This is a genomic window from Rhodospirillaceae bacterium (assembly GCA_016722635.1).
Classification (GTDB): domain Bacteria; phylum Pseudomonadota; class Alphaproteobacteria; order JAEUKQ01; family JAEUKQ01; genus JAEUKQ01.
This window is the reverse complement of the sequence record JADKIX010000011.1, coordinates 89651-101757: the sequence shown is the minus strand read 5'-3', so window position 1 is coordinate 101757 and position 12107 is coordinate 89651. Positions and strand designations below refer to the sequence as shown.

Below are 12107 nucleotides of genomic sequence, written 5' to 3'. Positions count from 1 at the left end.
TCGGGGTAGCCTGGATTACGGGGTTATTTACTGTATAACCTAGTCCAACGCTGCAAAAGATTGCCAACCAAGAGTAATAGGAAGGAAAGAGCCATCATCAGTAGTGCAATTACCCCAGCACTTTCATAGCCTGCCTCTTCGTCAACCCGAATGGCAATCAATAGGGGGGCGATTTCGGAAACATAGGGGAAATTGCCAGCAATGAAAATGATAGATCCATATTCACCGACCCCCCTTGCCAAGGCCAAGCTAAACCCTGTTAAAGCAGCTGGAAAAATGGTCGGTAATACCACCCGCCAGAAAAATTGGCGGTTATTGGCGCCCAGGCTTTTGGCGGCTTCTTCCATTTCTTTATTCATATCATTTAAAATAGGTTGGATGGAGCGGACAACAAAAGGGAAGCCGATAAAAACCAAAGCCAATACGATGCCTAATTGCGTTTGCACTACCTCGATGCCAAGTTTTTGCAAAAATCCCCCCAGCAACCCTTCTTTATCATAGAGGCTGGTCAAGGTAATCCCTGTGACCGCCGTGGGCAAGGCAAAAGGGAAGTCAACCAAAGAATCCAACATTTTTCGTCCACGGAAACGGTACCTAACTAATACCCAGGCAACCAACATCCCCACCACCAAATTGATGGTGGCTGCAATAATGGCTGAAAAAAAACTTAGGCTTAAAGCACTTTTAACGCGTTCATCACTAGCAATGCGCCAAAATTCTTGCCAGGTAATGTGGGAGTTATGGATAAAAAGGGCGCACAAAGGCAGGATCAACAAAAAGCTTATAAAGAACAGCGTGATACCCATGCTGAGGCCGAAACCTGGCAGGACATGGGAGGATTGCTTACGGAAATTTTTCATGATCAACTATTATTTGGGTCAAACGCGAGCACCATTATTTTTGGCCCGGGTGGTAAAGTTGGTCAAAACTGGCACCTTCTACAAAATGTTGCTGCATGGCTTTCTGCCAGCCGCCGAACATTTCGTCAATCGTGAACAGCTGCAGTTTGGGGAATATATTTTCGTATTTTGCGGCTACCTCCGGCAAAATTGGCCGATAATAATGGCGGGCCAGCAGATTTTGGGCTTCCACACTATAAAGGTATTTCAAATATTCTTCTGCCACCTGGCGGGTGCCCTTTTTATCTACATTGCCATCCACCACCGCAACTGTGGGTTCTGCAAGAATACTGACCGAAGGTACGACAATTTCATATTGGTCTTGGCCGAGTCGTTCAACCGCTAGCAACGCTTCATTTTCCCAATTGATCAACACATCGCCAACCCTGCGGCGGATGAAAGTATTGGTTGCATCTCGGGCACCTGTATCCAGGATTGGGACATTTTTAAATAATTTGCTGATAAAATCTTTAGCCTGATTTTCGTTATTACTATATTTCAGCAAGGCATATCCCCAAGCTGCCAAATAATTCCACCGTGCCACCCCCGAGGTCTTCGGGTTGGGAGTGATTACCACAACCCCTGGCCTGACCAAATCATCCCAATCCTTAATATTTTTAGGGTTGCCTTTGCGCACCAGGAAAACAATGGTGGAGACGTAAGGGGCGCTACCATGGGGCAAACGGCTTTGCCAATTTTTATTGATCAGGGTGGTTTTTTCGGCAATGACATCAATATCATAGGACAGGGCCAATGTCACAATGTCTGCGGGCAGCCCGTCTATGACAGCCCGCGATTGACCGCTTGATCCGCCATGTGACATATTGATTTGGATCTTTTGGCCTGTCTTTTGCTGCCAATACGGGATAAATAATTTATTATATTCCTGGTACATCTCTCGCGTGGGATCATAAGATACATTCAATAAACTTTGGGCAACACTGGCGTTGGGTGCAACCATAAGGGCTGTTAATACCAAGCATAAGGACGAGATAAACCAATGATTAAAGCGTAAGGATACAAAAGAGGATGCCATGTTCATCAATTAAATTCCCAATGAAACGATTGATTTTTCATTCTAACCTATCACTTGAGAAAGTAAATATTGAAACCTAGTGTCTTGGCATATTGACTGCCCAATCCCCCAAAAAACCGCAGGATTTTTTCTCGAATAAGGTATGGGAATGAGCCGTTTTTTACCAGGGTCACCCGGTTTTTGCTATTGATCTTTCCAGGTAGGTGCGAAACATCGCTAAGAACAGCAATGTTTCGCCGCTTAAAAAATGTTTGATTGCCGGATATTAGGGAACAACCTATGACACATAAATAAAATAACTTCATTTTATAAAATAATTGTTGTATATAAATTTCAGGTAAAAAGTAGTGTTATTGGGCTAAACCAAATATATAGGCTGTGGCCGAACAATAGAATCAGGTGTTCGAGATATGAAAAAATTTTATTTCCTCATATTAGGTGTGCTGGCGTTAGGTGGGGTTTCGTCTCTAGCTTATTTCACCTTCACAACCCCTTCATCCCCCGATGCGGACTCTTTGGTTGAACTTCCTTCAGCCTTGCATCCTGTGGAACTGCTACCGATACCTTCAATTGATTCAAGTAACCAGATAACCATCCAGAGTGCTTTCACGGCCCTCCAGGCAAATGTAGCCAGCATGATAGGAATTTCCTTAAGGGATAGAATAAGCCGCCTGTCTTATACGAACCTTATGTCGGCTGAAATCCTCCAACAATTGGCGTGGGTCTTGCAGCCGACGCTCCATCCTGATTCATCGTTATCCTGGGCTATTCCACCTATAAAACCTGGCAATTCTGTGACGAATCATAGTGCCGCTTTACTTCATATTCAAATTCCACCATCCAAGCCGGTTAATCAAACCGCCCGCAATCCGGTGAGTACATCTCTAAAACCTAATCCTACAGCCAGCTCGGTCAAACCGAATACCACCATCAGTTCAGTCAGGCCAAATCCGCTGGCAAGCGATAATACAGCCGTTTTTCAAGCGCCAGCAATCAATACGGATCCGCAATATCACGGTAAGGTACGGGTCAGCATGATCCCTTATACCGGGGCTAGTTTTGCCACCAGCGGCGTGGTTTGGGAAGTGTATCAAAATGATCTGGCAACCAAAACTGTATCAACGAAAATTTTTGTGCGTTCTGCCCTGGCCCAATTTGAATTCTCCCTTCCTGAGGGTAATTATGTTATCCGGGCTCACTACAATAATATGACCGCTGATTTGCTGGTTCCCGTGCAAGCAAAACATGTTTATCAATATATCCTGAATTTTTATGCTGGCCAAACCCGGTTGGTTGCTGATTTTGCGAATCATTCGGGAAATACCGAGCCGGTTAGCTGGGAAATCCGGCCACGCTCCGACGCCTCCCGGATTGTTGCCTCTGGCAGCGGTCATGATTCCCTGGTTCCGTTACGCGAAGGGAATTATTTGGTGTTCGCCAAAAGTGGTTCTTTCCGTGGCCAGGCGCCGCTTGAAATCCGCGCCGGTCAAACCAGGCAAGTCAACGTCACATTGCAAGCGTCAAATTAGCAGTTTTCATCAGGGAAGCCCCATGACCTGGCTTTCAGCCCCCAGGGATTTAGGCTGAATAGGTTAATATTATTATTAAATAATGGCTTATATTAAATTCTTGATATATAAGCCGGGATGGTGTTAAGTATAGTTACGTTGTTTTACCCTGTTCACTTCGGCATAAATATTCCGCCTCTAATTTATCAAGGGTTTTTTCGATGTCACAGGCATTAATCAAAAAAACAAGAATCTTCTTAAAAAAATCCCTGATGCTTGGTGTCATAGTTATATGTGCCCTTTTTACATTGCAAGTTCAGGCGGAGCTGCCCGTTGCGGAGCAATTAAAAGCCCTTCGCCAGCAATCAACGGATTGGCTGTATGGCTATAGTCCGACCCAGCCGATTTTGCTGGGCGGGTTTAATGATAAGCCAGGCATGATGCCGGAGCGGATGCGCGAATATTTTGCCTGGCTAAGTTCGCCCAAGGAAATTTCTATTTCGGCTAAAGATCCAGGCTTGCGTTGGCGCCGTGTTGGCGCCTGTTGTTCCTTTAAAACGCCGAATGGGCCGATTGAGGAAACCGGCTTATTGGATATTTATGAAGTGACAGTGCCGGGTGAGCGGCCAGTCCGTTTATTCGTCAACCATTATGATGAAGGTCTGATCATGGCGCCGTCAGGCCTCTATTTGCATCTAAGCAATAATTGGCAAAAGGAATGGGCGCCAGCGCTAGCTGCTTACCGTAAAGGGGCATGGCAGCAGGCCGTGGATGAGTTAAAAAAATTGGTGGCTGTGCAACAGGGAAAGGGCGGGGGCCTGGCCGAATATCTGCTGCAAATCAGTTACCATAATCTCAAGGATGATAATCAAGCTGATGACTGGATGGTGAAGGCAGCGGATCTCAAGCATCCCGAAGCATTGGCGGACATTGCCGTCATAGTCGTCAATCATGATCCTGTCGGGGCTGAAAACATGCTCAGATCGGGTGCAACGAAGGGCGGTTCTTTCGCATCCCTTAATCTGGCCTTCAAAATACTGCAGGATAATCCTGATACCCAACGCTGGTTGTCGGCCGTGTTTTTTCTATATATTGCGGCAGAACAAGGTGAGGCTGCCGCGCAACTGAAACTTGCCCAAGTGCTGCATGACGATAAGATACGTCCCGTATCTGAGCGTATTTTAAGAATCCATGATGCAGATGAGATCATGATGTGGCTGCAAACCGCTAAACTCTTACGTCCTGATGGAGCTTCCCAAATTGATCCGTTTATTGAGCAATTTGCCAAGGATTTTGCCATTGCGGACTTAAAACCCAGTGAAGACGCCGCCAAAGCCTGGAAAGCCTCATTCCAGCGTCCTGATTTTGCTTTGGGATTATATACCGATGCCTTAAAAGGCGATGCCCATTCTGCTTATGATTATGCCATCATGCTGTCATTGGGGCAGGTGGTACCGGCGGATGAGACGCGTTCCATAGCCTGGCTGATCGCCTCCTGTCAAGGGGGGTATGAGGGAGCCGTGCAAGCGTTTACAGGATATATTGGCATTCCCTGCCAGGACTTAAGTCCGACCGCTGTTGCCAAAATTACAAGTGAAAGCAAAAGGGAAAAGGTCGTAAATGGCCTGCGGCTTCTGCAAGCTTGGGTTAAATAAAGGATATAAGGCGGATCATTCACAGGAAATAAAAATAATTTTCTTTCCTTATTTTTTCATTGGATTATTTTTTTAAGACCATTCATTATAAAATAAATTAATTGTCATAGAGCTACATCAATCATGGGGTTATTCAGTAAAAAAGGGGCGGAGCTAGGGCACCAGTTTTCTGCGGCATTCAAGCAACAGAAATACGGGATTTTTTTCCTATGGTTGCGGAAGATATCGGCAGCTATCCTCATTAATTTGGTTTTGCTGCCCAGCTGGCTTTTATCAGCAACTGCCTCGTTGGTTGCCCAAGATGTCCAGTTCTTTCGCATCGGTACCGATAATACCGGCACAACTTTTTTCCCTTTGGGCGGCGTTATCGCTGCAGCCATCAGCAATCCGGCTGGGTCGCGCAGTTGTGATCAGGGGGGCAGTTGTGGAGTGCCCGGCTTAATTGCCGTGGCTCAAACCACTAGAGGTTCCATCGCCAATGTGGAAGCTGTTTCTTCCCTGCAAATTGAATCAGGATTGGTACAGTCGGATATTGCTTTATGGGCTTTTCAGGGATCACATCTTTTCAGCGGGAAAGCTGCCTTATCCAATTTGCGGGTGATTGCCAGCCTTTACCAAGAGAGCCTGCACATCATTGTTCCTGCCGATTCAACTGTTAATAATATATCCCAGCTAAAGGGCAAAAGAATATCTTTGGGTGAAAAAGATGGCGGTAGCTATCCCACTGCTTTGGTCGTTTTAGGTTCTTATAATTTGGATGAAAAGGATTTCATCGCCAGCCACAGTTCTTTGCGCCAAGCCTTAGAAGAATTACGGGATGGCAAGATTGACGCTATTTTTGTGGTTGGGGGATCCCCGTTGCCAGCCATTGTGGATTATACCCAAACCAATAGTATCCGCTTGTTGCCGATTGATGGCGAGGGCGCTGCCGTGCTGCGCCAGAAATATCCATTTTTGGGTATTGAAGTGATCCAGGAAGGCAGTTACCGGGGAGTCGGGAATACCGTGACAATTGGGATCAGCACCTTATGGGTCACCAACGCCGATATACCCGATGATGTGGTTTATAAAATCACCCGGGCCCTTTGGATTACCCTGGCTAAAAAAATGGTTGATGCCAATAATCCGGTAGTGCCAAAACTTCGTTTTGAAACAGCTTTAAATGGGATTCCCATCCCTATCCATCCGGGGGCCATGAAGTTTTATGGCGAATTAGAAAAAGCGAAGCCTTAGACTTCGCTTTTTTCCAGATAATCTGACTAAACCAGGAAAAAATACCTTTAGGCGGGATGCCCTTTGGCAATGATCGGGCGTTTAAGATCGCTGCAAGGGTTTGTGACGCAAACGATGGGGCTGGTCTGCCTTAGCTCCTAACCGCCGGTGGCGGTCGCGGTCATAATCGGCGTAATTCCCTTCAAACCAAACCACTTTGCTATCTCCTTCAAAAGCAATCATGTGAGTTGCGATACGGTCCAAGAACCATCGGTCGTGGCTGATCACCACGACGCAACCAGCAAAGTTTAACAAGGCCTCCTCAAGTGCTCGCAAGGTATCGACATCCAGATCATTGGTGGGCTCATCCAGTAACAACACATTCGCCCCTGATTTAAGCATTTTAGCTAAATGCACCCGGTTGCGTTCACCCCCTGAAAGTTGCCCAACCTTTTTTTGTTGGTCACCGCCTTTGAAGTTAAAAGCAGCTACATAGCTACGGCTTGGCCATTTGCGTTTACCTAATTCAATTTCATCCACCCCATTGCTGATTTCCTCCCACACAGTTTTTTGGGCAGATAAGCTGTCGCGACTTTGGTCAATATAACCCAATTTGACGGAATCTCCAATTCGTAAGGTACCGCCATTCGGTTTTTCTTGTCCCGTAATCATCCGGAACAGCGTGGTTTTACCTGCACCATTTGGGCCAATAACACCGACAATTGCCCCGGCGGGTAATTTGAAGCTAAAATCTTCAATCAGTAATTCTTGTGCGTACGATTTGGAAAGATGAATGCCCTCAATCACCAAATCGCCCAAACGGGGACCTGCGGGAATAACGATTTGCGCGGCTTCCAAATTGCCTTGGTTCGCTTGCTGTAACAAGGTTTCATAAGCCGTGATACGGGCCTTGCTCTTGCTTTGGCGCGCCTTCGGGGATTGGCGGATCCATTCAAGTTCGCTTTGCAAAACGCGCTGGCGGCTGTCTTCTTGTTTGGTTTCCTGGGCAAGCCTGGTTTGCTTTTGCTCCAGCCAGGAAGAATAATTCCCTTCCCACGGGATACAGCGACCCCGGTCTAATTCTAAAATCCATCCGGCCACATTATCTAGAAAATAGCGGTCATGGGTGACAGCCACCACGGTGCCTGAATAATTTTGCAGAAAAATTTCAAGCCAGGCCACGGATTCGGCATCTAGATGGTTGGTTGGTTCATCAAGCAATAATAAATCCGGTTTCTGGATCAGCAACCGGCATAAGGCAATGCGCCGCCGCTCGCCGCCGCTTAATTTGTCAACTGCAGACTCGGGGGGCGGGCAACGCAGGGCATCCAAGGCGATTTCAATGGTCCGTTCTAAATCCCAGCCGTTCACCGCATCAATTTGTGTTTGCAATTCGCTTTGTTCATGGATCAGTTGATCCATTTCATCGGGGGTGATGTCTTCACCCAGGCGGTTGCTGACGGTTTCAAAACGGTCTAATAACCCTTTGGTGGCGGCGGCCCCCTCCATCACATTTTCACGGACGTTTTTTTTCGGATTTAATTGGGGTTCTTGGGGCAGGTAACCAACGGTTGCGCCGGTTGCAACCCATGCTTCACCAGTAAAATCTTTATCTAAGCCTGCCATAATTTTGAGTAAAGTTGATTTTCCGGAACCATTAACCCCCAATACGCCGATTTTGGCACCGGGCAGGAAAGACAACCAAACATTGTCTAGCACCTTGCGCCCCCCCGGATACATCTTAGACATTGCCTTCATCACATAAACATACTGGTAACTGGCCATTTTTTTCCCTAACAATTGAAATAACGCGCGCGTTTTGATCGCGGTTGATGGTACGTAATATAGAAATTCATCTTTAGGGATCCAGTGTTAGAAAAAACCAAGTGGTTTGGCAAGCAGGAAGATGAAAAGGCGCTGATTTAGTTTTTCCTTGCGCGTCGGAAGCAGATATCTGAAAATAGATCTAACCCATAAGGAAATGATTTCATGGCTACCCATTATTTGGATTTATCAGGGTTGAAATGCCCAATGCCGGTGATATATGCCCGGCGCCAGTTGAAAAATCTGGCTATTGGCGACCAATTGGAAATGCGGGTAACAGATCCCGAGGCGCCTAAGGATATGGAATATTTATGCCAGCAAACAGGCCAGCACCTTTTAAAGGCGGATGTGCAAGCAAACGGGTTTTTGATTATTATCGAAAAGAAACAGTAAAATACCCGTCATCAACGCTGACCAACAAAGATGAACCAATGGATGACGTGTCAGGGCGGCAATTGCTGCTAACAGCAAAATTTTCTTTAAACTACTGCCCAGATCATCTAAACTATCTTCATCGTCGCTACGAGCCAGGATACGCAACAGATATATACGAGGGATGTATAAAGAAATGATTGGTTTTGCCTCCAAGAGATCTTGGTTCGTGTTGGTTGTTGTTATGCTTTCGGTTTGGCAGTCCCCAGCAGGCGCCCAGCCCATCTATAAAAATATCCCTTCGGCAACTGAGGGTTATTTACCCGGGTATTTTGCGATGGGCGCACAAGATTATCAATCGGCTGCCGGTTTTTTTAAGCTGTTGTTTCAACAACAGCCTAGGGATATAGCTATCCAGCGCCAATTATTCCTGGCTCTTTGCCAGATTGGGCAAACCAAGGAAGCAGGGGCACTGGTGGAATCGCTGCGCAAAGAAAATATTGATTTTCCGCTATTGCATTTGGTGGCGGGTGTCAACTCCTTGACCCATGATTCGAAAAGGGAAGGGATTGCCACGGCAGAAGCAGAATTTAAAGCTTTGCAAAACCAAAAAGATGATTTTTTTAAAACATTTTCTACCTTCCTGCAGCTTTGGACAGGTGTTATGACGTCTAGCCAAACATCGCCGTTTGCAATCGATTTGGCATGGGCAGAACAAAAATTGCAATCTTTAAGAGATCGCCGGGGGTTGGCTGAAATGTACTGGCTGAATTTAGGGATCATTGCCGAACTGGCTGGTAAAAACGAGCAGGCTGATCATTTTTACAAACAATTATGGCAGGCCGCTCCAAACCCATCCTTACGTACACTGGAAATTATAGGAATCTTTTATGCCCGTTATAACCCCACCGCTGCCAATCCGGTCGTGCTGAAATTACAGCAACAGCTGACGGTTTTAGGGCGCGACCCTAAAGTGTTAAATCTGATCAACATCTTAAATACACCAGAGTTGCTGCCGCCTAAGGCCATCAATTCAGCAGAGCAGGGGATGGCCGAATTATTTTTCAACTTTGCTGGCGTGTTAAGTCAGCGACAGGAGGGGGAATTAGCTGTGCCGATTTATTGGCTGGCGTTGGAATTGCGGCCGGATTTAAGCCAAGCCCGGCTGGCGCTGGCGTCCACTTTACAGCAGATGGGCCGTTTTGATGAGGCCTTGGTACAATATCGCCAAATAGGGGAAACATCTTATTTCTCGCCATTAGCGCAATTTCAAGTGGCGGTGATTTTTTCGGGGCAAAATAAACCTGAAGAAGCCTTAACCCAATTGCGGCAATTATCTGCCATTTATCCGGAATGGATCACGCTTTACAATTTCAGGGCAGACCTTTTGCGTGGGCAAAAACGTTTTGTGGAAGCAATACCTTTCTATGATCAGGCGCTTAAGCTTACGGAGCAGTTAATGCTACAAAACCCGAACTCAATCGAGATCAAAAAAGCTTTAGCTGGATTATATTTCAGCCGGGGGATCGCTTATGCAAGCTCGAAGCAATTGCCATTGGGGGAAGCTGATTTTCAAAAATCCATCGACTTAGTCCCCAACATCGCCCCGGTGCTCAACTACTTGGCTTATAGCTGGGCGGATCAAGGGATAAAATTAGACCAAGCCCTTCAAATGTTACGCAAGGCGGATCAGCTGGAGCCGGATCAGGGATATATTTTAGACAGCATTGGCTGGGCATACTACCGCCTAAAGCAGTATGACCAAGCGGTTGCGTATTTGGAAAGGGCGATTGTGCTTGAGCCGATGGAGGCGGAAATCAATGACCATTTAGGGGATATTTACTGGGCGATCAACCGTAAACGGGAAGCCTTGTTCCAATGGCAACGGGCATTGCGGTTTAATCCAGAACCTGAAACCATCCCCTTAATCCAACAAAAAATCCAGCAAGGGTTGCCGAAATGACGGAGATAAAGACTACTGATGTCAATAAGGACTTATCCCAAAAAATGGAAAACGGGCTAAGCGGCCATGCCTTTGCCAAGGTTAATCTTTTTTTGCATGTTACCGGCAAACGCCCCGATGGGTTGCATTTACTGGACAGCCTGGTGGTTTTTGCGGGGATTGGCGATAGTTTGCGTTTGTTGCCTGATCCGCAGGTTTCTTTAAAAATCAACGGCCCTTTTGCTGATGTGCTAAAAACTGAACCCAATAATATTATCTTAAAGGCCTTTCGTTTATTGCAGGATTATTTGTCATCAGGGCGGGTGATGCGCGGCGGCCAAATCACCTTGACCAAAAGATTGCCGGTGTCTTCGGGCATCGGTGGCGGTTCATCAGATGCGGCGACCATGATGAAGTTATGTGCCCAGTTGTGGGAGATGCAGTTCAACCCCGTGGAATGGCGGCAAATGGGATTAAGCCTGGGGGCGGATGTGCCGGTTTGCCTGGCAGGACAGCCAAGGCGCATGCAGGGGATAGGTGAGTTGCTTTTTAAAACACCTGCTATCCCGCCCTGTTGGCTGGTGTTGGTTAACCCGTTGGTTGCGGTGCCAACCGCGGCTGTTTTTAAACAACGCCAGCATCAGGCATTTTCACCCCCGGCTATCCCATTCCCGGAAGAAGGTTGGGCGAATGCCCAGGTTTTTGCCGATTATTTGAAATCATGCCGGAATGATTTAATGGTGCCTGCCTTGGAATTGCAACCGGTGATTGTAGGTGTGTTGCAAGCCTTGCAAAAAACCAGCTCTTTGTTAAACAGGATGTCGGGTAGCGGGGCAACTTGTTGGGGGCTTTTCGCCCATGAGGGGGAAGCGCGCCAGGCAGCCGCGGCCTTATCAACAAAATATCGCGATTGGTGGGTGGCGGCAGCCCCTGTTTTAGATAATACAGATACGCTTGCCTTAGATGGCAATCAATATGTGTCTAGTGAAGCGGTCACCAATCAATTGGGTGCTAAGGAAAAGTCATCTGCTCAGAGAAAGTATGCACGCATCTCGGGCTAAGAGCTGCAGATATCTCTTTCGGCTGCCCATAAATTTTAGAGGAAAAACAATCCCTTAAATGTCTTACATGCTTTTTTGGCAGGGAAGAAGAGAAAAAGAATGATTATTTCCTCTTGCCGAAATCAGATGCCTACGTTATCTTCACTTTCCGTCGGCATCGATACCGTTATTTATATCTGCCGCTGATGTATTGGGGCGTGGCCAAGCGGTAAGGCAACGGGTTTTGGTCCCGTCACCCTAGGTTCGAATCCTAGCGCCCCAGCCAATCCTACCTCCCACCAAATCCCATAACGTCCAAAAATATCAAGATATAAGCGGTTTGTGCTTATATTGCTGTCCAACGCTGTCTTGGATTATTTATTGACATCCAAGCCATAGTGGGGGTATTTTTGGGGGTATAAGTTATTCAATGGTCATTTTATACCCCCATGTTATTAACAGATATCAAAATAAAAAATGCTAAACCTTTGGCCAAACCCTACAAACTAGGGGATGGGGAAGCGATGTTCCTGTATGTCCATCCGTCAGGCAGTAAATATTGGCGCTTGAAATACCGATTTGCTAGCAAAGAAAAACTATTAGCTTGAGGTGTCAATTT

Annotated in this window: 10 protein-coding genes and 1 tRNA gene; 8 read left to right on the top strand and 3 right to left on the bottom strand. The window is 46.6% G+C overall.

What is annotated here, in order from left to right; translation table 11 throughout:
- Nucleotides 1-23: 23 nt before the first annotated feature.
- Nucleotides 24-860: a sulfate ABC transporter permease subunit CysT gene (gene cysT, locus IPP67_07855; protein ID MBL0339053.1), complete on the bottom strand. Its 837-nt coding sequence runs from the start codon at nt 858-860 to the stop codon at nt 24-26.
- Between the two features lie 34 nt (nt 861-894).
- Complete coding sequence (locus IPP67_07850; GenBank protein ID MBL0339052.1) at nt 895-1860, bottom strand: sulfate ABC transporter substrate-binding protein; 966 nt, start codon at nt 1858-1860, stop codon at nt 895-897.
- Nucleotides 1861-2345: 485 nt separating this feature from the next.
- Between IPP67_07850 and IPP67_07845 the strand changes: the two genes are divergently transcribed.
- From IPP67_07845 to IPP67_07835, 3 genes are all read left to right on the top strand, one after another.
- Nucleotides 2346-3464, top strand: a complete 1119-nt coding sequence (locus IPP67_07845) for a hypothetical protein (protein ID MBL0339051.1) — start codon at nt 2346-2348, stop codon at nt 3462-3464.
- 200 nt (nt 3465-3664) lie between these two features.
- A complete protein-coding gene (locus IPP67_07840) occupies nt 3665-5098 on the top strand; it encodes a hypothetical protein (protein MBL0339050.1) in 1434 nt (477 codons plus the stop codon).
- A gap of 123 nt (nt 5099-5221) precedes the next feature.
- Complete coding sequence (locus IPP67_07835; protein ID MBL0339049.1) at nt 5222-6331, top strand: TAXI family TRAP transporter solute-binding subunit; 1110 nt, start codon at nt 5222-5224, stop codon at nt 6329-6331.
- Nucleotides 6332-6412: 81 nt separating this feature from the next.
- Here the strand turns inward: IPP67_07835 and ettA are convergent, their stop codons facing one another.
- Complete coding sequence (gene ettA / locus IPP67_07830) at nt 6413-8095, bottom strand: energy-dependent translational throttle protein EttA (protein ID MBL0339048.1); 1683 nt, start codon at nt 8093-8095, stop codon at nt 6413-6415.
- A gap of 204 nt (nt 8096-8299) precedes the next feature.
- On the opposite strand from ettA, the gene IPP67_07825 reads away from it, so the two are divergent.
- The 5 genes from IPP67_07825 to IPP67_07805 all read left to right on the top strand — a co-directional run bounded on the left by IPP67_07825 (nt 8300) and on the right by IPP67_07805 (nt 12096).
- Entirely contained in the window at nt 8300-8527 is a 228-nt protein-coding gene (locus IPP67_07825) for a sulfurtransferase TusA family protein (protein MBL0339047.1), read from the top strand.
- 175 nt (nt 8528-8702) lie between these two features.
- On the top strand, nt 8703-10469 hold the full coding sequence (locus IPP67_07820; protein ID MBL0339046.1) for a tetratricopeptide repeat protein: 1767 nt from the start codon (nt 8703-8705) through the stop codon (nt 10467-10469).
- 44 nt (nt 10470-10513) lie between these two features.
- Nucleotides 10514-11509 (top strand): 4-(cytidine 5'-diphospho)-2-C-methyl-D-erythritol kinase, encoded by a 996-nt coding sequence (locus tag IPP67_07815; GenBank protein MBL0339045.1) that lies wholly within the window; start codon nt 10514-10516, stop codon nt 11507-11509.
- Nucleotides 11510-11700: 191 nt separating this feature from the next.
- Nucleotides 11701-11774 (top strand) — tRNA-Gln (locus tag IPP67_07810).
- Between the two features lie 163 nt (nt 11775-11937).
- On the top strand, nt 11938-12096 hold the full coding sequence (locus IPP67_07805) for a DUF4102 domain-containing protein (GenBank protein ID MBL0339044.1): 159 nt from the start codon (nt 11938-11940) through the stop codon (nt 12094-12096).
- Nucleotides 12097-12107 lie beyond the last annotated feature (11 nt).